This is a genomic window from Pelorhabdus sp. sgz311002, assembly GCF_056134285.1.
This window is the reverse complement of record NZ_JBWBCL010000007.1, coordinates 1-23,550: the sequence shown is the minus strand read 5'-3', so window position 1 is coordinate 23,550 and position 23,550 is coordinate 1. Positions and strand designations below refer to the sequence as shown.

Sequence of the window (23,550 nt, the reverse complement as noted above, 5' to 3'; positions counted from 1 at the left end):
ACTGCTTTTTGCCACTGCAACATCAGTTGTTATACGTAACAACGAATTAACTAACAAACCGTCTCTAGTTTTGCTATTTCTAACTGAGTCAATACTGTATCAATATCTAATAAAATACAAATCTGGTCTCCAATCTTGCCAATTCCCTGGATGGATTTGCAATTGGGGCAGGAGGAAAACTCAGGAGTGCTTTCTATATTACGTTCATCGAGTTCTTGTACCTCTTTTACGGCATCAACTAGCATAGCCACTTGCATATTGCCAAGTTCCACAATCACAGCGGTTCGTTCCGTGGCCTGTTCACCATGAATTCCTAATTTCACCTTCAAGTCAATGACAGGAATGATCTGTCCCCGTATGTTGACTACACCCTCCATATAAACAGGCGAATTTGGCAGTTTTGTAGCTCCTTGATAGTCTAGTATTTCTTTAATTTTAAAAATATCTATTCCATACTCTTCACTTCCTAATTTGAAGCTCACTATCTTCAAATTCATTCCACCTCCCCTCTTATATACTAAATATCTACCTTAATAATATAAAGATACAAACACAACGAGCCATATCCTAGAAACAAAATCAATAGTTATCCTTACGATAAAATTCAATATGTACCATCGAGAACGCATTATTTATAACTAATTTTTCTACTATTTATGACATAAAAAGACATTTTCTTTTTTTTAGAATTCGACCTTATCGCATAAACTCCTTTATAGGATTGGGCTAGGCAAATAATTATTTTTAGGGCGCGTTTCTTCATAAAAAGCCCAGTATTCGTAACGTAATCGAATACTGGGCTTCACTCTACCATATGTAACTTAATCATAACTAATTGTACTATTTCAATAAAATAATCCCATTGCCTGCGCCAATCCGATCAGCCCCAGCCTCCACTAGCTTACAAGCATCTTCATGGGTACGGATACCGCCGCTCGCTTTCACCTTAGCCTGATCGCCAACAGTCTGACGCATCAGTTTGACATCCTCCACGGTTGCGCCGCCGGTACTAAAGCCAGTGGAAGTCTTGACAAATGCGGCGCCAGCTTGAAGCGCAGCTTCACAAGCAGCTACCTTTTCTTCATCACTTAATAAACAGGTTTCGATAATGACCTTAACAACAGCAGGCTTAGCCGCTGCCACAACTTTGCGAATATCTTCTGTCACAAATTCTATATTTCCGTCTTTAAGACTGCCAATATTAATAACCATATCAATCTCTTGCGCTCCAGCTTTTACAGCAGCTTGCGTTTCAAAAACCTTAGCCTCAGTCAGCATCGCTCCTAAGGGAAACCCGACCACGCAACAAGTTTTCACTTCGCTTCCGGTTAGCTCAGAAGCAACAAGCGGCACATGACAGCTATTCACACAAACAGAAGCAAAGCCATGCGTACGAGCTTCCGCACAATACCGACGAATTGTTGCTTGCGTTGCGTCCGGTTTCAACATAGTATGATCAATCATCTGTTCCATTTTCATACGATCACCCTTTCATTGCTTGTCTTTTCTCACGTTCATTGGCGACATAATTGTAAATAAGGACAAAAATGAGGAGTCCTCCCCAAAATATCTGCCGATAAAAATTTGATATATCCTCATACATATTAAGCCAGCTGCTAATCATTTGTACAATGATCGTTGCTACGATAACACCGCTGATATTCCCTTTGCCGCCATATGGATTGATCCCGCCCAAAACAGCAATTAAAATAGCCTGCATCAAATACGAGGCGCCATAGTCGGCTTTGGCCGAATTGAATCGTCCCAACATAATAATCCCAGCAACCGCACTAAACACAGCGCTTAATATGTAATTGGTCATAAATAAACGCACATTATCAAAGCCCGAAAACGTAGAAGCCTTGGCGCTTGTACCAAGCATACGAAGCTTATAGCCTAACGTTGTTTTACTCATAATAAAAGCAGCAATTGCCGCAAATACTGCAAAAATAATCAGGGGCACCGGTATGCCGATTACACTACTGTTCATGGTAGCTGACAACTGTTTCGGCAGCTTTCCCAGTGTGCTACCATTCGTCAGGACAATGGCAATGCCTGTATAAAGAGCCTGCGTCCCCAAAGTTGCCAAAATGGGCGTAATTCCAACAACACCAATTAAAAACCCATTGAGGGCGCCGCAAAGAACGCTCACAACCAAGGCCATACAACAGGCTACTGCAATCATCATAAATACTGTGCTGTTGCTCATATCCGGCGCAATTAGAATCATCAATAGCTTGGCCATTAGCACCGCACACAGATTCGCAATGGCTACAACGCTAAGATCAATCCCCGCTGTAAACAAGGTAAATGCCATCGCAATCGATAGAAGGCCAAACTCAGGAAACTGCTTCCCAATCGACTGGAAATTGGATACATTCATAAACATAGATCCCTTAAGAGCCGCGCAAGCCACAAGCACAATTAGGAAAACGACCAGGAGCTGCGCTAAATTTTTATCTTTATGTATTGCTTGCTTAATTGCATCCATCTCATTTTCCTCCTTCGTTCAGCTTGATGGCAAGCTTTTTTTCGTTACGCTTCACTTGAATGGCGGAGGCTGCCGTCCCAATAATAATAATTGCACCAATAAATACTTTTTTCCAAATCGTTGAAATTCCTAATAAGATCAAGCTATTATCGACAATAACCAACAGCGCCATGCCCAGCATTGCACCAAGCACACTCCCTTTCCCACCTGTCATTCGCACGCCACCAAGAACGCAGGCAGCAATAACCGTCATTTCCATCCCCTCTAAATTATTAGGATGCACGGCCAGAAGCATTGTCGAACGAAGTACACCAATCAAGCCTGCCATACAGCCGGAAAAAGCATAAATTGCTACTAAAATGCCAAAAACATTAAAACCAGCTCGCTCTGCCGCTTTTACATCGCCGCCAATCGCATAAATCCCCCGTCCGAGCATCGTTCGATTTAAAATAAACCAACCGAAAAATACGAGTACGATCATAAGCACAACACCGACAGGCATATTGGAAGTTAAGCCTGATACAGGGTTTGTTACTGAAAATAAGTTCATCTCGCCGAGTTCTTTAAGCGGTTCGCAAAGCGGGTATTCGCGCGACTTGAACACCCCTTGCATAATCCCAAAACAGATACTACTTGTCGCAAGGGTAACAATAAGTGCTGGAAATTTAAACCGCGCAATAATTACACCATTCAGTATACCAACGACCAAGCCGATCAGCATTGCAACCAAAAAATAAGCCAACGGATTTGTGAAAACGTCCTCTAATTGCGAGCAAACTACAAACATAGACAAGGATGCAATCGCCGGAAAAGAAACATCTACACCACCTGTAATAATAACGAACATTTCACCGATACAAAACATTGCTGGTACCGAAAACGCCCGCACAATATCAACTAAATTATTGCCTGTAAAGAACTGCCCGCTTTTCATTTGAATGACCATACACAGGAGCAGGATGATCAATACTACATAAAATTCAGTCGACCTTACCGTTTTCTGCAAATTCATATCTGAATCGTCCTCTCCTTCTAATTTGCCAACTCAGCAAGGCGACTCTCTTCGAGGCCCTGTGTCGATAGAATTTGAACTAACCGACCAGACTGCATAACCATCACACGATTACAGTTCGTCAGCACTTCCGGCAAATCATCTGAAATAATAATAACCGTCAAGCCTTGCTTCGCTAAGCGTTTCACTAGCTCATAAATATCAAATTTAGCACCAATATCTACCCCAACGGTCGGTCCATTCAAAATTAATACCTTAAGATCCAGTGCCAGCCACTTGGCTAAAACACATTTTTGCTGATTCCCGCCGGAAAGTGTCCCTACGGGGTCTTCCATATTATGAAGGGCAATCGACAATTCCTTGGTCCAATACCCTGTCATTTCCTCAATCTTTGTTCGGTCAATTTTACCTAACCGATTGGCATAATCATGCCATTTTTTTATGGAAATATTGTCTGATATCGGCTGTGATAAGAAAAGACCTTCCGTAACACGATCCGATGGCAGATAGCCTATCCCATTGTCAATCGCTTTCTTTATAGAATCAATTTTCACCAATTTCCCATCAATAACAATCTCGCCGGAATCGGCTGCGTGATACCCAAATAAAGTCTCTGCTAATTCGGTTCGGCCTGATCCTAACAGACCAGTTATGCCGATAATTTCCCCCTGTTTAAGTGAAAAGCTTACGTCCTTGAACCCATTTTTCAAGGAAAGATTCTTCACTTCCAATACGGTTGGTGCATTTTCTCTCGTATACTCATACCGAGACGAAACGATCTCCCGTCCTGTCATATAATAGGTAAACTTATTCTGATCTAACTCTTTTGTATTTCCTGTTGCCACATTTTTCCCATTACGGAAAATTGTAAATCGTTCAGCAATCTCAAATACCTCATCCAGTTTATGAGAAACAAAAAGTACTGCGATTCCTTGCGCTTGCAGGTGTTTAATAATTTGAAACAAGGCTTTGACTTCCCGTTTCGTAATTGCCGTTGTCGGCTCATCCATAATGATCAGTTTCGCATCGTTTAATAACGCACGACTGATCGCAATCATTTGGCGCATACCTACCGTAAGATTTTCCACTGTTTCATCTAAATCAATCTCAAAAACAATCTTGCTTATGGCTTCTTCGGCAATTTTACGCATACGCGCTTTACTTACAAAGGTTCTGCTTGCTGCCACTTCCATATTAATTGCAAGGTTTTCCATGACAGTCAGGTTTGGAAACAAAGATAGATCCTGGTAAATAACCTGTACACCGCTCGCTATCGCTTGTTTGGGGTTCATTTTCTCATGTTTTATGCCATCAATTTCAATCGTGCCCGAATCCGGTGTATAAAAGCCTGAAATAATATTAATAATTGTGGATTTACCACAACCATTCTCGCCTGCCAGGCAGTGAATTTCACCTTTTTTGATCTCAATATTTACACCATCAAGTGCCTTGACGCCACCAAAATATTTCTTAACATTTGTTGCTTTTATAATATAATCTGACACTGCTTTCCCCCCCAGCCCTACACACTACCTATCACAGCTCTTTATCATTACGAGATCGGCAAAAGTGGTAAGCCAACAGCCCACTCACTTTTGCCGGAACGCTTCTTAGAAATTGTAGTTATCTACGTTTTCTTTATTAATAGCAATCCAACCGGCGCCCATGAACAGCGTTGGGTTTTCTTTACTTTGGATCAGTTTGCTATAGGATTTCAAACCAAGATCGGTACCATCAGTAATCTTTTTACCTTCAAGCACTTGACGAGCCAGTACGCACATTGCATAACCAGCTTCTGCCGGGTCCCAAAGAGTAATGAAGGAAAGCGATCCATCTTTAATTAAAGAACGGCATTCGTTCGGCATACCAGTGCCAACAACAAAAGTTTTGCCTTTCAGTCCCATTTCATTGATCGCACGAGCAATGCCTGGGGTATCCATCGAAGATGTACCGACAAAGCCTTTCACTTCAGGATGTGATTTCATGACTTCCTTCGCAACCTGATAGGCTTTTTCTGAATTATTTTCTGATTCTACGCGTTTGGGATTCGCAAGTAATTGTAAGCCGGGATATTTAGCTTGTTGCTGGGCAACAGCACCATTGGCCCATTCATTTTGCGAAGCATTGGTAAGATGAGCAACCATGGTTGTGTAAACACCTTGGCCCCCCATGGATTCTTGCAGTTTATCCATGATGAAAGCGCCATATCCAGCATTATTGAAAGCTTCTAAATCATAATCGACATTTTTACAGCTTGATCCTTCATGAGTAATAACAACAATTCCTTTATCGCGAGCTTCTTTCAATACAGGATCACAGGCTGCCGGATCAACCGGTACAACGCAAAGGGCATTGATTCCTTGATTGATAACATCTTGAATAACTTGAACTTGTTGGGCAGCATCGGTGGAAGCAGGACCTTTTTGATAAGCATTGATCCCTGTATCAGCGGCATATTGTTTAACCCCTTGATCCATACGGGCAAACCAGCCATTAGAAGAGTCTTTTATAACAACGGCAATTTTCCAATCTTTCTTCTGGCCTTGTGTGGCAACATCTGTTGTCGTAACCACTTTTTGAACGGATGCCTTGGGCGCATCGGCTTTCTTACCACTATCGCCACAGCCAGCCAAACCAGCGCAAAGAAGTAATCCTAACGCAACTGCTAAATACTTTTTCTTATTCATCAATAGTCCCTCCTTAATTTACATAACACCTTTTTGCAATATAATACAGCCATAGGGCTGACGTTCTCCCGTCGAAACAGTAACAAAGGCGTTTTTTCCTTTTTCATAAAACTCAAATCGATCGATAAACCCGACACAGGCTTCGCCCTTTGGTTCGTTTTTCTTAACAGCTGCGATGAAATCATCCCAAACTTTCGGCCGTTCCATCGACCCTTTTAAATGATCCATAATGTCCATAATCATGACTGGATGCTCTACATATTCCACGTCAAGCGGCATAAGCTGCAGTACGGCATCCACCATCTCCGCCGCCCCGATCCCGTCGGCATTAATTGTAATACCATTCTTCGCCATAGAAACTGCCGGATAAAAGTCATCAGCAATTACAATTTGATCACCATGTCCCATATCAGCCAATGCCTTTAACAGATCCGGACTAATGCATTTAGGAATTCCCTTTAGCATACTTTCCCTCCTAGCTACTAATCGATGCTTGCCTGTTTAAGAAACGCTTCAACCTCCTCTCGCGTTGGCATCGCTGGAGTTGTGCCAATTTTCTGAACAGATAAGGCAGCAAGTGCACTGGCAAAGCGAGAAGCTTCCCACAAGTCTTTCCCCTCCGATAATGCTGTCAGGAGGCCACCATTGAATGCATCGCCTGCACCGGTAGTGTCGACTGCATCAACCTTAAATGCACTGATAATTTCTTCACGCCCATGATCAGAAACGAACACACCTCGTTCCCCTAATGTTATTAAAACGACTTCAACGCCCTTATTGTAAAATACCGCAGCAGCCTTTTTCGCTGCAGCCAAATCCTCTACAGGTACACCGGTCATCATTTCTGCTTCCACTTCATTCGGTGTTACCATATAGACCTTCGCTAAAAACTCATCACTGACTTGCTGATAAGGAGCTGTATTCAAAATGACTTTACAGCCACATTCATTGGCAATGTCAACGATGCGTTCATTGGCGTCCTGATTCACCTCCAACTGCAACAGCACATAAGCGCACTCCTTAAGCAGAGGTTTCAAATTATCAACGTCTTGTGCTGTTATGGTACTGCAGGCGCCAGGTACAATAATGATTTTATTCTGACTGGTTTGTTCATCCACCATAATAATGGCAGAACCTGTACCAACTTCCTGATTATAAAGTATGTATTCTTTGCTTAAGTTCAGCTCAGCCATGACCCTAAGCGCAACATCAGCAAAAGCATCGTTTCCAACTTTCGTAATCATGGCCACGTCCGCTCCTGATTTATGAGCAGCAACGCCTTGATTAAATCCCTTACCGCCAGCTCCCATCTTAAACATAGACCCCTTAACCGTTTCGCCGGGCTGCGGTAGATGTGCGGCTCTTGCCATAAGATCTACAACAAAACTTCCGAAAACTGCAACCTTTTTCCCCATGAAAAAGTCTCCCTTCTTTATCCAAGCTTGTGATGTTATGATATCATTTTGTCCCGTCTGTAACCGGTTACAAAAATGCGCATAGCATGTTCTAGCCTCGCCATTTCTCTGACCCACGCAGAATGAGTTTTGTCGGCAAAAAAATTTCTTGCCGGCAAGGAACCTGGTTTGGATCATTCCTATCAAGCTCATCCAGTCGTCTTGTTAAAAGTTCAATGGCATTCCAGCCCATGCTATATACATCACGATCTACAACGCTTAGACGAATGTTCATATATTTCAACATCTCCATATCATCAAAGCCGATCATTGAAATATCTTCCCCAAGTTTCAAGCCTTTTTCCGTAATATAATGAATACAGCCAAGCGAGGTCATATTATTTGATGAAAAAATTGCAGTCGGCGGCTGTGATTGCTCCATAAGACTTTTCATAAGCTCATAGGCTAATGGCTCATGAAAGTCCCCTTGCCGTACATAGCAACTTTCCGGCTTAACACCCCATTTTTCTAGAGCTGCTAAATAACCCAGCCAACGCTCATTTCCCGGACGAGAGTTCTCTGGCCCCTTTATTGTAGCAATGCGCCGATGGCCTTCTCGTAAAAGACAATCTACAGCAGCATAAGCCCCATTGAAATCTTCGGAAAAGACCCCATTCAATCGGCAATTTTTAAGGGCCCGGTCAATCAGAACAACGGGAACGCCAGCTTTTTCAAATTCAAGTAACCGCTTGCAACTTTCCGTGTTATTCTCATCAATCGGAATCACAATAATACCACTTAACCGTTCCGCCTTAACGGAACGAAAAAAACGGTGCTCTTTCTCAACACTATCATCGGTTCCATAGAGAAAAATATTATAGCCATATTGTTCGGAAGCATTTGTTAGCCCACGCAAAAGTTGGGAAAAAAAGGGGTTTTCAATATCAGGAATCAAAAATCCGATGTTCAAAGTATTACCCGTACTAAGGTTACGGGCTAAAGAATTGGGCGTATAGTTCATCGAGGCAATCACATTCAAAACTTTTTCTTTGGTCTCTTCACGCACATGAGGCTTATTATTAATAACCCTAGATACCGTTGCCGAGGAGACACCCGCTTTTTTGGCAATATCATATATATTAATACTCATTTTCAACATTCCTTCGCATTGTAACCGGTTTCAATTCCATTCTAACAGATTGTTTTGAATTGTCAATATATTAGTAACGTAATCCTCCACTTATCCGTACAATTTTCAAGGAAGTGACTACCTAAATAAAACCGTGTCCCTTGTTTCTTCCACGAAACTTCATCAAAAATGCAAAGGTCCTACAAATTGTTAAACTTTTTGTAGGACCTTTGCATCGACCTCATTCAACTAACAGAAAAGCTCCCCCGCCCTAAAATGGCATATTATTGCCAAGTGACTTGCAAAGGGTTTCTAGCTACCAACCGCTGATAGACATATTGTGGATATCCCACCATCATGCCGCTTGTCACTTTCATGTCTTGTGGCAGATTCAACAACTTAAGCAGCGGCTCATAACCAGAGGTAGCGCAGTATTCAAATAACCCTGCCCAACACGTTCCCAGCCCTAATGAGGCTGCAAAAAGCTGTAAATAGGCGAATGATAGATAAGTATTGTCCCTGCCGGTAGCAAAAAACTGTTTATCAGCGGTGGCGACAATCAAGCACGGAGCGCCGCGTAGGACAACGTCTTGCTGTTCTTTTCGGTATTGCTGGACCATCATTGCCAGGTGGGGAGCATACTTGGCCGCAGCCATTGCCGGGGTTTCTAGTTCATGTTCAGTCCAATCAATGATGACTGCCGAAATCTGCCGCAAGGTATCTTGATTATCCACTACATGATAAGCGATCCCTTGCGAATTGCAGGCCGTCGGCGCCATGCGGGCAATATCAAGAAGCTGGCTTATCATCTCGCGTGGCACACCTCTGGACTGATAATTGCGAACGGAACGGCGCGATCGAAGAAATTGCGCGGCTAGGCCTGAATCAAGCACTGTGTTTTCATCTAAACGCTCCTGACTTTCTAAGGGTGCATTCGTGTTGTCCATGGCTCCCTGAGGACACACGGCCACACATTGACCGCAACCTACACAAAGATCCCGAATCGCCTGTGGTCCGCTGTCACCCATACCAATAACGCCCGGGCAAACGGCAGAGCAAATACCGCACTTTGTGCATTTTCCTTGATCGACACGAATAAAATCCATAGCCATTGTTTTAACCACCTCATGTTTTTTTGTTAATTATACATAAGGTTATATGACAACTGTATGTCATATTAAAACTACCGACTATAAATTTCTAAGGTTTGTTTCATTCGTTCTACTATGGCTAGTCTTACAGTTTTAGGTTCTAAAACCTCAACCAAATTGCCAAAGGACAAGATATATTCATAGATCCATTCGTTGTCAGGTAAGGCCACCTCTAAAGTGTAACTACCATCATCATTCTGGGTTATATAAGTGTCATCAAAGTAATCATATACCTTGTTCAGAGCTCTCGCTTGAAAACGGAGTTTTACAGGAACAAACGGCAGAGAGACTTCTTCTGTTACGGTCTCTGCTCCCGGCGTCTTCTTCGTCTCAAATGTTTCCGACAGTATTTCGAGCTTTTTCAGCCGAGATATTCGAAAGGTTCTATGCTCATGGCGCAACCGACAGTAGGCTTTCAAATACCATGCATTCTCCTTAAAAGTCAACTTTTCCGGTTCGACAAATCGATTACTTTTCTGGCCTTTGCTATTAACATACTGAAAGCCGATTACTTTTCTTTGCAGCAAAGCCTGCCGTATATCACTGAACTTATTTTTTTCGTTGGCCATACTTCCCCAAGGTGAGAAATCGACTTCAACCCACTCATGACTTGAAATATATTGGAACATTGCCCCCAACTTTTCCAATATCCTGTCTAACTCCGGGTATTGGGTCGCCTGCAACGTTCTTATCGCCAGCAACAAGCTCTCGCTTTCCTCAGGAGTAATGAGGGTACGGTTGATTGCGTAATTTTCTAGAAGATAAATGCCGCCTCCATTCCCTTTGTTCATATAAACCGGCACTCCGGCCGCGGAGAGAACATCTATATCACGGTATATCGTCCTTGTTGATACACCAAATCGTTCGGCTAGTTCCTTGGCTGTAGCTGTTCCTTTATTAAGTAGTATCGTTGTTATTTCAAATAACCGATTCATCTTCATTATTATCACCTGAGATAATTATACCGTACTAATACGACATAATCATGTCATATTTAATATTATACAAGACCTTATGACTGCATTGCCTCTTGCTTTTTCCACTCCGCAAAGGACCACACCAGCCTCTTATCTATACTATTTTGCACCGCGTTAGAGGTGATATGGTTCTTCTACGAATCGAAACAACAAAAACTGCCCTAGCAGCGGCTTATGCTTCCCGATGATACTCAGCGCAAACAATGGATAGCTTATCTACTTTTAATGAGTTTGCCACAGCATCGCATTTCGCCATGAACAAAAAGAAGATATGCTCGCGATCGATTTCACTCAAGCTTTCATAATTCCCTTGCCCTTTAGCGATGATCACATCAGCCTTATAAAAAATCTCTCTAAAAACCGGACTCGTTTTTTCTATAACCGTACCGAGTGATCCATCGCCATTACTAATAACCTCGGCTACTTCTTGCATATGCACCATAGTTGCATCTTCTATGGTAACATCATTGACAATCGGTTCCCCTCTAACGCCAAAATAAACTTTTGGTTAGGAAATACTGCCTGAATATATTCAATAAAAATTCTATCAATAACGATTTCGCCACAATTGTCCCCTAAATAGAGAAGTGTTGTTGCCTTTTTTAATTTTTCGTATAATATTTTACTATCGTCAATAGGCATCGTTTGTGCATGAATCGCAGCTATTTTTTCCAGCAGCATTTTTTCGTCAAAAGTATGACTTGCCGCAAAGTCGATCAAGTTCGCCGTAATAGCAATCTTTAATGCGGCATCAAATTTATCGTCTGATTGATCGATCAACTTGCGTATGCTATCAGCAATACCGAGTAGTTCCTGATTGTAGTAACTTTTAATTTTTTTATAAGGATCGGTATCACCAATATACTGAGTAATAATATTCCAAGTACCTTTTATCACTTCAGGATTAGATCTTTCATAATTCGTACCATGTAAATAACCAAGAGCGTCACGCATAATTTCTTCCTTCTTAGCAGAGTCTAACTGAACGAAATCTGTGACTGTTAAAATTTGTTTTATATTGCATAGTATGCAATTCAGATTCAGCTTCATAATCGCGATTCTCCTTGTTTTGGCTAATACTTACTGAATACTTTCATCAATCATATTATCGGGAAAGACAAAATTAGCAGACCAACAGCCTGCTAATTTTGTCTTATTCAATAAATTTCTTAGTACTGCTTTGCTTGCAGCTCATCAAAATGCACTAGTGCCGAACTTGCAAAACGAAACTTTACTATTTAGCCGCTTGTAAAGCAGTAGTCAATTCGGCGACACTTGGAAAGACATAATCAGGCTGAACTTCCGCTTGCGCCAAATCAGCCAGCTTAGTTTCGCCGCTTAATACGAGAATACCACAAATAGCAGCATTCTTTGCCAGTTTAATATCTGTATACAGCCGGTCTCCTACCATAGCCGTTTCTTCTCGTTTGCAATTGAGCTTAGCAACTAAAACATCAATGATTTCCCGATAAGGCTTCCCGATAATTTTGGCTTTTTTACCTGTGGAAGCATAAATCAATTCCAACATCGCTCCCGTATCAGGTAAATAGCCAGAGCGATCATCGGTCGGGCAGTTAATATCAGGATGAGTTGCAATAAGCGGTACGCCTTCCCTGATTAAATGACAAGCTTCCGTCAACTTGGCATAAGTAAGAGTTTGATCAAACCCTAAAACAACATAATCAGGGTTGTCAGCTGTCAAGATGAACTGTTGTGCGATAAATTCTTGTTCCAAATCAGGTGTACCTAGTAAAAAAATTCGCGCTTGTGGTTTAAGCTTTTTTAAATATAGCGCGGTCGCTTCACCAGAAGTCAATATTTGTTCAACAGTTGCTTCAATTCCTAAAGCCTGAAGTTTTGTAACATAAGATTGTTTATTTTTGGAAGAATTATTCGTTAAAAACAGATAGGGTCTGCCGCTCGCCTTTAAATACTGCAAAAACTCTATGGCACCAGGCAACAGTTTTTTGCCTAAATAAATGGTACCATCCATATCTAACGAAAAATATTTTAAGCGTTGTAACTTCTCAAAATTCTGCGACATTGTCTGTCGCCTCCTACTTTTTACAACCTTACGCGCAGCAGCGCCAACAAGCTATACGATTTCTTTCGGTTTGGCATTCCATACAAGCAGCGCCAACAGACAAGAAACAACAGCCGCGCCTACCCAGAACTCCCCTGCCAGTGTAAAGTCATAAATTTTTTCGCCGTTCACAATTGTCATATGAGAATTGATGAGATAGCCGCTGATCGCTTCCTGCATCGCTGCACCGGCATAACTTAACAGACCAATCATCCCCATTGCTGCACCAGTTGCCCGTTTAGGAACAATATCAACTGCCATAAGACCACCTAAATAACAGACAAGAGCTCCCATTACCCAACCGTATAGGCTCAAGCTAAACATATCCATAGCAAAGCTTGGCGGAGCCCAGAGGAAAAGCATAACTGATATAACATATAAAACACCATATATTAATGCTGGCATATTCCGTTTGTGATTAAACAATTTATCGGAGACAAGACCGCAAGTCAATGCGCCAAAGATCCCGGCAACCTGCATTACACCAAGGACACTACTAGCTCCCACTGTGGAATAGCCTTTTTCTGCTGTTAAGTAAACAATCCCCCAACTTTCAATGGCATAGCGTGTGATATAGCAGCAAAGGCTCGATAAGCCAAGAATCCATACTGCGGGATTTTTAACAACTTCCCATTGCAGCTGGCTTACCGTTTTATTACTCTTTATCGCTTCTGGCTGTACTTCCCCTTTATATACTTCTACATTAGGCAACCCATTTGTTTCAGGACGGTCGTGCATGCAGAATAATATAGCGAAAGAACCTACCATACAAACAAGACCCGGAACGATAAAGCCCATTTGCCAGCTATACGTAGTAACAAGTACAGCTGTTACTACATAAGTGAAGGCGGCGCCGAGATTATGGCTTGTAAACCAAATGCCATAATAGGTACCACGTTCTTTATTGGTAAACCACTGATTCAATGCAACAATGCAAGGTCCAGCGCCAAAGGACTGGAACCAGCCGTTAATGCCCCATAAAACTACAAGCGGTACGAAAGTATTGCAAAAGCCCATACCGACACTAGCGACAGATGACATAAATAGTCCGAAAGCAAAAAAACGTTTATTATTAAATCGATCCGCTAGAAAACTATTAGTAAATTTACCAAGACCATACGTAATGAACATCGCCGAGCCCATAAGCCCCAACTGCTGTGCATCTAGTATACCTAATGACATAAGCTGTTTTTTCACTACCGAAAAGTTAAGTCTCAATACATAAAATAAGCCATAGCCAATCGTAATCGAACCAAATACTTGCCAACGCATCGTATTAAATTTCGATTTGATTTCTTTTGGATCCGTAAGCGGTGTTATATTTGCGCCCGTTTTAAAGAAGGTCCAAATAACATCAATGATTCCCATACCTTTTCACCCGATTCCTTCATTTTTTGTTTGGCTGGTAGCAAATACGTTCTGATTTCAAAGAAAACGTAATATTGCCTATCATTACGCCCATAGCAATCAACCTATTCCCCTCAGACACCTCCCCCTGCTCTATATTTACACTTATCCATATCTGAATTATCACACAATTTTTGATATTTTGTTATCAGAAAAACAAACGAAAAGCACGTAGGAATAAATCCTACGCGCTTTTCACCGGGAACAAACTGGACATATAGAACCCTATTTCTCTGCTCTATCCCAAATATACTCCATTGTAGCTTTACAGCATGTTTATTCGAGCAATGTATAACATAAATTTTGCAGCCCGACGTTATTACTGCTAGGCTGAAAATGCTTGGTCATCCGTCGCTTGCTCAATAACGGTAATCATCTCGCAAAATTTTTCAACAAGGCTGGGATCAAATTGAATACCTGCACATTTCTTCAGTTCAAGGAGGGCTTCACGACTCGAAATTGCGTTTCGATAAGGGCGGTCGCTTGTCATAGCATCGTAAGCATCTACAATTGCTAAGAGGCGGCATTCAATTGGTATCTGCTCTTCTTTAAGACCTAAGGGGTATCCGCTACCATTCCACCACTCATGATGTTTTAAAATCCAATCTGCTATTGGCATTAGATCAGGAGCCGCTATAGCAATTCTGTGTCCAATTTCGACATGGCGCTGCATGATACGACGTTCTTCCTCGTCGAGAGGTCCCGGTTTCAAAAGAATATGATCAGGAATACCAACTTTACCAATATCGTGAAACTGGCCTAATAGGCGCAAATCTGCAAGATTTCGCTCGGGAATATTAATAGCTGTGGCTAATAAAACTATTTTATTCTGTAACCGGTCAGCATGTCCTCCGGTGCAAAAATCCCGCACTTCAAGCGCTTTCATTAAGGCCTTGACGATCGCACTACGTGTACTCTGCTTCCGATGGAGTTTTTCGCGGTACATCATATCATCAGCTTGTTTAAATAGCTGCAATAGACTTCCCGAAATCGGAAGACCGACTGCCGAGCCTGTAGATATACTGAGTAGATTTTGAGGATCGTTTCGATTAGAAGTCTGAACAGCAAGTTTAATTTTTTGGCAAACCTCGTTTACTGTTGATAAAGTGGTATTTTTTATAATAATTACAAATTCATCGCCACCAATCCGAGCTACTACCGCACTTGGCGGTAAAGATTGCTGTAATGCCACAGTTGCCGCAACCAGTAATTGATCACCACGATCATGGCCCAGAGTATCATTAATTAACTTTAAACCATCGACATCGCTAACAATCATACCAACCGGAGAGGTCTCTGTAGCTAAACGCTGAATTTCACTTTCGAAAAAAGCACGGTTATAGACTCCTGTAAGCGCATCATGAAGACTAAAATAGAGTAATCGTTCTTCAGCATATTTACGCTCCGTAATATCACTGAAACTACCGCGGATACCGAGAAAGTTTCCACTCGCGTCAAAAACCTGGCGGCTCACATGGCTAACCCAATATTTTTGTCCAGTTTTTGCTGTAATATTAAATTCCGTTGGTTTATCGGAAATTTCCTGCGGATGTCCACGAAATAGTCTGTCAAGCAGAACAGGCGAGGCATAAAATTCCTCATCCCGATAGCCTGTAAGCCGTTCACAGTTGGGAGAAATATATAGTATTCGTCCCTCCATACTGCGCCAGTAAGCTATATCTGAGGCAAAATCCACAACTGTCCGGTACAGTTCCTCACTTTTTTGCAGTGAGGAATTTTTTTTATCTAGCTCTTCTACCATTTTATCGAAAGCCTGGGATAAAGCGCCGATTTCATCATGAGATTTAATTTGGCTGAACCGACTAGCTCCTGTTTTTGTCTGGATTTCTTCAACATGGCGGGTAAAGGTTTTTAGCGGCGCCATTAAATGGCCTACAACGTACCAGATTAAACTGAGCACAACGAAAATGCCTAAGATTGTTCCCTTAAGAAAATACTCTCTTCCTTGCACAATTGGGGCATAGGCCTCAGCGATGGGATAGTTTGATACGAGAATCCAATCGGTAGATGGAACCCGCTTGAATGTTGCAAGGACAGCGTTTCCCCGTGAAGTACTTGTTTCTTCTGTACCTTCAAAACCTTCAATGGCTTTATCAAATAATAGATTGACACCTAAGGGGACATCCTGTTGCAAAATGCGTTCACTGTCAGGATGAATAATGATTGTCCGGTCCGTATTATAGAGATAAAGGTATCCTGTTTTACCGATTTTTGTTCGAGACAACTCACCAAGAAAGTTATCTTTCATAAGGTCAATACCGCCAGCTAGTATAGCCACCACATTACCGTCATTATCGAAAATAGGCGCGGTGCACATAATTGCCGAATGTCCGTGACTTTGACTGGAAACGTATGGATTTCCCAGAACGGGAACTCTCTCAGCCAGCGTTCTTTTTATATAATCGCGATAAGAAAAATCAAGCCCCCGTCGATTCGGTGCAAAAGGATATTCGGCAACGATTCGACCTTGTGGTGAAAAGATAAAAATATTATTATCAAATATTGTATGCAGGCCAGCCATGCCGTTTAAGAAATCTTGCGCTTTTTCTGGATTATCTGCCAGGTCCAATGGAGCATGTGTTGACTCAGCAATAAGCGTCGCATGGGCAGTGAACAATTTACTGTCAATTTCTTTTGCTATAGCTGACAGTAGGGTAAACTGCTGGTTGGAAATGGATTGCTTAAACTCAGATTCAAAATAGGTAAATGTCAAAAATGACATAATTGACATCAGTACCGTAGCTAATAATGATATGGTAAGTATGGCTTTATTTTTAATGCTGAGTACCATAAATATCCCCCCATAGCAGAGTCAAAAAGTTTGATCGTAGCGTCGAAACACAGGCTGATATATTTTGTGAATATATCAGAAAATTCCCCCTTATAAAACAAATTTCCTGCAATTATTTGAGTAAACTGGAAATTATGTTCAGATACGATCATCTTTTATTATCCCAAATCTTTTAAAGAACAAACAGCAAAAAACCCGCGAAATTCGCGGGTTTTCAATTTCTTCGGATTTAATGGTGGAGGTGAGGGGAGTCGAACCCCTGTCCAGAAACATTGCTACAACAACTTCTCCGAGCGCAGTTTGCGATTTAGATTTCGCCGCCTTGACGCCCGCAAACAGGCTTCTTGGCCGCTATCTCGATAAAGTTTCCCAGTCGGCTCTCCGAGAATTGAGCTTCAGGTATCCCGCTAAGTGACGTTCATCCCCGGATCACGGGCGAATCTGAGGCGAACGTTAGCATTAAGCTGCTAAAGCGTAATCTTCGTTTGCGTTTAATTGCGTTCCACCGTATTGACGGGCTGATGGAATCCCGGCTCGCTATTGCTGCCACAACTATCCCTGTCGAAACCAGTACACCCCCATGTTGACGGGATGTACGGCGAATAGCCGTAGCGAACGGTTTTATCATCTGCCACTTTTACAGAGATAAAACGTTTGTTTGCTTATTATAGCATAAAGAACAAGAGTTCGCAACAACTGCAGCCTTTATCGCTGTTTGACTTATGAATGTATCAGATGAAAATGTCACTATGAATAATGAATACTTTATTTAATAAATTACCTTATGCCAACAAAAAATGGCCACTTTTAAATAATGAATGGATGTGTATGACTAGCAATGCACACCCATTCATCGTAACTTACTTCTTCGCTTTTTCTGGTTCAGTCAAAGCTGCTGTAATACCAGCAATCCGTTTCGCATCAGCAGCATAAGCTTCCCACTTCGTAAAAGCCTTAACGACCATTTTAGCCCCATCTGGTGAACCGCCGCCATGCATGCAGCCTGGAATGCCGCCGCCCACGGTCAACCACTCAACAAGACGAGCCGCCCGGGCCCGGGTTTCACCATCAGATCCAGCAGCAAGACATTCAAGCAATTTCTCACCGTATTCGGAAGACTGAAAGTCTGTATAGGATGGGAAACAGCCAGTTTCAGCGATACCACCACTGATGTCCTGGGCCATAACTTTGGTTGCATAAGGAAGTTTAGCCACCTGAGTTTTATTGGTATGAGCCAAAAGTGCATCAGGCACAAAGAGTCCAGCTGGCTGTTGCTTGCCGATCATCATCGCCCCAAGTCCCAAACCGTAATTCACTTCGTTATTAATAGCCATTTCCGTAAGTGTTGCCTGGAATGTCTTTTGACCTAAGCCATTGGCTCTTGCCATGTTAATCGCTGCACCGATCATGACGTCGCCCTGACCGGCAACGCAAGCACCAATAGCCGCACGGTAAATAGCGGCAAAATGACCAATGATTTGCCCTGCATATTTAAATTCGCCATTCATAAATATGCGATCATTCGGCACAAATACTTTATCGAACAACAGGAATGCCTGAGTAATATTCCCTACTTTCGGAGCATCCCAGCCTTCTTCTTCGTCCCGTTTTTCACTGGGACGACGAGTTTCAACAATAGTCAGTCCATCAGCATCACGAGGAACGGCGCAAGCTACGCAGAAATCCTTTTCGGACTCACCATAGCCGCTACCAGGAACAACAATAATTTCATGAGCTGCCGCCACACCACAGATCTGAATTTTGTACCCACTAATCACGATGCCATCGGCCCGAGTTTCTACTACGTGCAGATTTTGCATTTTATTAGCTTGCTGGGAAGGCTTTAAAGATCGATTGCCTTTCGCATCGGTGATGGCGCCAGCCAAAGCTATGGCATTGTCTTCTACATATCGGAAGTATTTTTTTAACCGCTCATGATAAACCGTTCCTAAGTCTTTATCCATTTTAGCTGTTACTTCCCACAAAACATTAAGTCCAGTCCACCCCGCGCAGGTAGCGCCTTGACAAGTTCCTGTCATATGAAACTGAGCACGCTTCATATTGGCATTGCCTACTACAGCTTCGGCACTATTCATTAACGTGTTCCAACGATGAGCAGTCTCACCAGTAAGCTGCGACTTAGCAGTGAAAATAGACGCTCTTTCTGGATCAAAGGCGGCATCATAAGACAATGCAACGGATTGAACATGCAAGCGAGTCGCCGGATCGGTGGTAACATCCTCGATCAGTTTACCCCACTTGTAAATATTAGGCCGCAGTTTCTTCAAACTCGCTTTGTACTGGTTGCCATTCATCAACATACATCTACACTCTCCCTTTTTTGCATCTATTTATTAACAGGGCATCTGCCCCACGAGCAAACCAGCCTAAACATAAAGCTTATTTCTTGGCTGCTATTTCCGCTTTGATTTCCATCGATTCTGCCTTGAAAATCCGGGCATCCATCAACTTAAGATCAGCGACAATATGCGGTCTGAATCCCATTTGGGCAATAATATCCTTCTCAATATCGATACCCGGAGCAATCTCTGTAAGAGTAAAGCCTTCAGGCCTTAGTTCAAATACCGCCCGCTCTGTAATGTACATAACCCGCTGTTTAATCTCCCTGGCATACTCACCGCTAAACGTAATCTGCCCAACCTTGGAAACTATTTTTTTGCTCTTTCCTTCTTGGAGAATCTGTAGCTTGCCGTCTTTTATATCTATTTCTAAGCCGCCAGTTGTAAGTGTGCCTGCGAAAATAACCTGCATGGTATTTTGCGTAATATTGACAAAACCACCAGTTCCGGCAATACGCGGCCCAAACTTGCTGACATTCACATTCCCGAATTGATCAGCTTCGGCCAAGCCAAGCACCGCTAAATCCAAGCCGCCCCCATCATAAAAATCAAATTGATAGGGGTGATCCAAAAGCGCTTCTGGATTCAGCGCACAGCCAAATCGCAGTCCGGATAAGGGAATACCTCCAATAGGCCCTGATTCAACAGTCATAGTCAGTTGATCAATGAACCCTTCCTCAGCTGCGACGGCAGCAACGCCTTCGGGCATACCAATTCCCAAGTTAATAACTGCATCAGGAATTAACTCCATTGCAGCTCGGCGGCAAATAATCTTGCGTTCATCCAGGGGCATAATCTCCCAGTTGTTCAGGGGTACTTTTAGCTCACCGCAGAGCGCAGGATCATACGGCCGCGCCATAGTCTGCCAGTGATTTTTCGGTTTTGCAACAACCATATAATCCACCAGTATACCGGGAACTTTAACAAGCTTGGGATCAAGCGTACCAACCGCAGCTATACGCTCTACCTGGGCAATAACAATTCCGCCAGAGTTATGGGCCGCCATAGCAAGTGACAGAATTTCCAAAGAAATGCCTTCCTTTTCGCAAGTAATATTCCCACGAATATCAGCGGTTGTCCCACGGATGAACGCCACATGGATGGGAAAAGCCTTATAAAAAAGATATTCCTTGCCATCAATCTCAATCAGCTGAACCACTTCGTCCTTAGAAATTTCATTCAGCCTTCCGCCAGTTTCCCGAGGATCAGCAAAAGTGCGAACACCAACAGAGGTTACAATCCCAGGCTTTCCCCCAGCAATAGCCCGGTATAAATGCATGACGACTCCCTGCGGTATATTGTAGGCCTCAACTTTATTATCAATGATCATTTTAACCATGTCCGGCTGGAGGCCAAAGTGACCGGCAACAATTTTGCTTAACAATCCGTCATGGCAGAGACGATTTAATCCCCACCAGGATTTCCCGTCATTCTGACTAGCGCCAAAAGTTAATTTCAAATTACTTGGCTCGTTAGATTCCAAAAATCTTTTTTCCAATGCTTCCGTCAATTCGGCGGGATGTCCCATACCAATAAAGCCAGATATCGCTAAGGTATCACCTGACTTAACTAAATTAACCGCTTCAGTAGCACTGATAATCTTGTTTTCCACGTTTACCCCCTCCTTTGGCTCGTCCTCGGTTTGTCCATATGTTAAAACTCAATAAAATAGGAGATTGACTATGAACTTTGAAATTCCATTACTGTACCATAAAAATAAGAACTTTGAAGGATAATAATCAAAAAATTCCGTTTATTTTTGTGATAGTGCTACAGCAAACCCTATTATTGCTAAGTCATAGGTAATCGATCTAATCGCGAAACAGCCAATACATTCAATTTAAAGGCGCCCCTAATCTTAATATGCTTGAACATTTTTACTTATGTCAGGGACCGCAAAAACCATTTTCTGAACACTCGCCGTTACTATCACCGACATGAACTTGCTGAGTAACCTACCTTAAATTCCATGCAAAAAAGAAGCATAAAATGGCCAAACGGCCTTTTTATGCTTCTTTTATAAACATTTTGTGATTTGTATGGTGGAGGTGAACCAAATTTCGACCTGCATCTTAATTTTCAGAATGCAGGCCTCCTGCTTCAACTTATCACTTGGCTGACCAGCTCTTGCCGTCAGCTGCTAACTGATACATTTTACCGCCAATATTAAAAGAATTCAGCTGATAGCCGCCGCCCTTCGCCCAATCTTTAATCGTCAAAGTGTCACTACTGCCATCAAGCGAAATGACTAGATCATTGCCACTCAGCTGGCTGTGCACACTACTTAAAGACATATTGTAGAGCATGATGGAGTCCTGACTATTGTCAGAGCGGCCGCTGATCACATCTTGACCGTCTGTCTGGCCCCACCAGTACTCATCCTTGCCGCTGCCGCCAGTCATGACGTCACTCCCGGCGCCACCCCACATCTTACTGCCACCGGAACCTGCTGTCAAAACGTCAGAGCCGCTACTGCCGCGAAAGGTCATTGCACCACCGTCCGCCGCTGTAACTTGATGAATCCCATTTAAAGCATAGCAGGGATCTGATAATTCTACCGTCGCCGCCTGACCGTCATTCCAAGCTACGACCTCGCTGCCAAAGACCCAGCCTTGAATTCTCTCATCCGATTTAGCGCTATACCAGCCTTGTACTGTCAAAGTAGAGCCGTCGCCTGTCTTGATGACATAGTCATCGCCCTGCCGTTCGCCGCTGTAGCCGTTTCTTGCTACATTATAGAGATACAAGGCATCACCGCTGTTCACAGCCGCTTGACTGACCACATCTTGCCCATTGCCGTTGCCCCACCAGTAAGCCGTACTGCCGCTGCTGCCAGCCATACGGTCGTTGCCGCCAACACCGCCCCAGAGCTGGCCTCCCATGGCGCCTTCCTCTAGTGTATCATCGCCATTTCCGCCGCGGACAATGCCGACTTGTCTGTCATCGACTACGACCTGATGGATATTTTCCTGGGCGTAAGCTGGTTGCGCCAATTCGACGGTAGCCGTTTGACCATCATTCCAGGCTACTACGGTATCGCCAAAAACCCAGCCTTGAATCCGACTCGCTGGATCTGCTGCATACCAACCTGCTACGGTCATACTTTCCCCGTCAGGTAGACTAATCACAAAATCATTGCCGCTTTGTTCGCCGTTATAGCCATTCCGATCTACATTATAAAGATACAAAGCATCGGCTCCAGCGCTGCTGGTACGTCCGCCTTCCTGCACCACATCATGACCATCGCCCTGGCCCCACCAGAAACCATTACTGCCGCTGCCGCCAATCATTTTGTCATCACCAGCCGCCGCCCAGAGTTGATTATTGCCGCCACCGCCATCTAACACATTATTGCCGCTATTACCGCGGAAAATATCATCACCAGAGCCGCCGATAACATTGGAAACCGTACCGACAGACATGTTGATTTCCCTTGCACTAGAATAGGACGAATAATCAAGGGTACTAGCTGAATGAGATAAGACTGTAATACCAACCTGAGTCGTCGCTGCTGTATGATGCGAATCCGTCACTTTCACGTTAAAGGAAACATTTTGCGTACTTCCCGCCGTCAACAGATTCGTGGGCGTAAAGATCAGCGTGTTCAGATCATTTTGCACCTGCTCAACACTGCCTGTTGCGCTGTATATTCCCGTACTGGCATTGTAGCTGCCACTGGCTGCTGTAAGCCTTCCCATCCACGGATATTGCAGTTGCACATTCAATGTTTCAATATCATTTACGTCCGGATCGACAATCCTCATGTTGCTAAACGGCGTAATAGTCCCATTATCGTTCACGGTCTGCCCTGCTACCCCACCACTAATCGTCGGGGCGGTATCATTAGACCTTACTGTAATACCAACCTGAGTCGTCGCTGCTGCATGATGTGAATCGGTCACTTTTATTGTAAAATAAGAACTTTGCGTACTTCCCGCCGTCAACAGATTCGTGGGCGTAAAGATCAGCGTGTTCAGATCATTTTGCACCTGCTCAACACTGCCTGTTGCGCTGTATATTCCCGTACTGGCATTATAGCTGCCACTC

The 23,550-nt window shown here is 43.1% G+C and carries 17 protein-coding genes, 1 other RNA gene and 1 pseudogene; all 19 read right to left on the bottom strand.

Going from position 1 to position 23,550, the window contains the following annotated elements; genetic code table 11:
* Positions 1 to 50: 50 nt before the first annotated feature.
* The gene (locus tag AC0NJP_RS11515; RefSeq protein ID WP_474699863.1) at positions 51 to 497 is read right to left on the bottom strand and encodes a chemotaxis protein CheW; all 447 of its coding nucleotides are present in this window, start codon (positions 495 to 497) and stop codon (positions 51 to 53) included.
* 343 nt (positions 498 to 840) lie between these two features.
* The gene (deoC, locus tag AC0NJP_RS11510; RefSeq protein WP_474699862.1) at positions 841 to 1,479 is read right to left on the bottom strand and encodes a deoxyribose-phosphate aldolase; all 639 of its coding nucleotides are present in this window, start codon (positions 1,477 to 1,479) and stop codon (positions 841 to 843) included.
* Positions 1,480 to 1,483: 4 nt separating this feature from the next.
* On the bottom strand, positions 1,484 to 2,491 hold the full coding sequence (locus AC0NJP_RS11505; RefSeq protein WP_474699861.1) for an ABC transporter permease: 1,008 nt from the start codon (positions 2,489 to 2,491) through the stop codon (positions 1,484 to 1,486).
* A 1-nt stretch (position 2,492) separates the two neighbouring features.
* Complete coding sequence (locus tag AC0NJP_RS11500) at positions 2,493 to 3,503, bottom strand: ABC transporter permease (protein WP_474699860.1); 1,011 nt, start codon at positions 3,501 to 3,503, stop codon at positions 2,493 to 2,495.
* Between the two features lie 20 nt (positions 3,504 to 3,523).
* Positions 3,524 to 5,008 carry a sugar ABC transporter ATP-binding protein gene (locus AC0NJP_RS11495; RefSeq protein ID WP_474699859.1) on the bottom strand — a complete coding sequence of 495 codons (1,485 nt, stop codon included), beginning with the start codon at positions 5,006 to 5,008 and terminating at the stop codon, positions 3,524 to 3,526.
* A 105-nt stretch (positions 5,009 to 5,113) separates the two neighbouring features.
* The gene (locus AC0NJP_RS11490; RefSeq protein ID WP_474038917.1) at positions 5,114 to 6,190 is read right to left on the bottom strand and encodes a substrate-binding domain-containing protein; all 1,077 of its coding nucleotides are present in this window, start codon (positions 6,188 to 6,190) and stop codon (positions 5,114 to 5,116) included.
* Between the two features lie 18 nt (positions 6,191 to 6,208).
* Positions 6,209 to 6,655, bottom strand: coding sequence for an RbsD/FucU family protein (locus AC0NJP_RS11485; protein ID WP_474699858.1), 447 nt, complete (start codon positions 6,653 to 6,655; stop codon positions 6,209 to 6,211).
* Between the two features lie 17 nt (positions 6,656 to 6,672).
* A complete protein-coding gene (rbsK, locus tag AC0NJP_RS11480) occupies positions 6,673 to 7,605 on the bottom strand; it encodes a ribokinase (RefSeq protein ID WP_474699857.1) in 933 nt (310 codons plus the stop codon).
* A 91-nt stretch (positions 7,606 to 7,696) separates the two neighbouring features.
* Entirely contained in the window at positions 7,697 to 8,734 is a 1,038-nt protein-coding gene (locus tag AC0NJP_RS11475; protein WP_474699856.1) for a LacI family DNA-binding transcriptional regulator, read from the bottom strand.
* Positions 8,735 to 8,997: 263 nt separating this feature from the next.
* Positions 8,998 to 9,819, bottom strand: coding sequence for a nitroreductase family protein (locus tag AC0NJP_RS11470; RefSeq protein WP_474699980.1), 822 nt, complete (start codon positions 9,817 to 9,819; stop codon positions 8,998 to 9,000).
* 77 nt (positions 9,820 to 9,896) lie between these two features.
* Positions 9,897 to 10,805 (bottom strand): helix-turn-helix transcriptional regulator, encoded by a 909-nt coding sequence (locus AC0NJP_RS11465; protein WP_474699855.1) that lies wholly within the window; start codon positions 10,803 to 10,805, stop codon positions 9,897 to 9,899.
* A gap of 208 nt (positions 10,806 to 11,013) precedes the next feature.
* Positions 11,014 to 11,891, bottom strand: a pseudogene (locus AC0NJP_RS11460) (damage-control phosphatase ARMT1 family protein).
* A 184-nt stretch (positions 11,892 to 12,075) separates the two neighbouring features.
* Complete coding sequence (locus AC0NJP_RS11455; protein ID WP_474699854.1) at positions 12,076 to 12,885, bottom strand: HAD-IIA family hydrolase; 810 nt, start codon at positions 12,883 to 12,885, stop codon at positions 12,076 to 12,078.
* A 51-nt stretch (positions 12,886 to 12,936) separates the two neighbouring features.
* Complete coding sequence (locus AC0NJP_RS11450) at positions 12,937 to 14,286, bottom strand: MFS transporter (RefSeq protein ID WP_474699979.1); 1,350 nt, start codon at positions 14,284 to 14,286, stop codon at positions 12,937 to 12,939.
* 370 nt (positions 14,287 to 14,656) lie between these two features.
* A complete protein-coding gene (locus AC0NJP_RS11445; RefSeq protein ID WP_474699853.1) occupies positions 14,657 to 17,143 on the bottom strand; it encodes an HD domain-containing phosphohydrolase in 2,487 nt (828 codons plus the stop codon).
* A 233-nt stretch (positions 17,144 to 17,376) separates the two neighbouring features.
* Positions 17,377 to 17,723, bottom strand: a transfer-messenger RNA (tmRNA) gene (gene ssrA / locus AC0NJP_RS11440).
* Positions 17,724 to 18,003: 280 nt separating this feature from the next.
* Positions 18,004 to 19,464 (bottom strand): 4-hydroxyphenylacetate 3-hydroxylase N-terminal domain-containing protein, encoded by a 1,461-nt coding sequence (locus AC0NJP_RS11435; RefSeq protein ID WP_474699852.1) that lies wholly within the window; start codon positions 19,462 to 19,464, stop codon positions 18,004 to 18,006.
* Positions 19,465 to 19,543: 79 nt separating this feature from the next.
* Positions 19,544 to 21,115: an acyl CoA:acetate/3-ketoacid CoA transferase gene (locus tag AC0NJP_RS11430; RefSeq protein ID WP_474699851.1), complete on the bottom strand. Its 1,572-nt coding sequence runs from the start codon at positions 21,113 to 21,115 to the stop codon at positions 19,544 to 19,546.
* A 496-nt stretch (positions 21,116 to 21,611) separates the two neighbouring features.
* Positions 21,612 to 23,550, bottom strand: a 1,939-nt coding sequence (locus AC0NJP_RS11425) for a calcium-binding protein (protein ID WP_474699850.1), incomplete at its 5' end; no start/stop codon positions are given.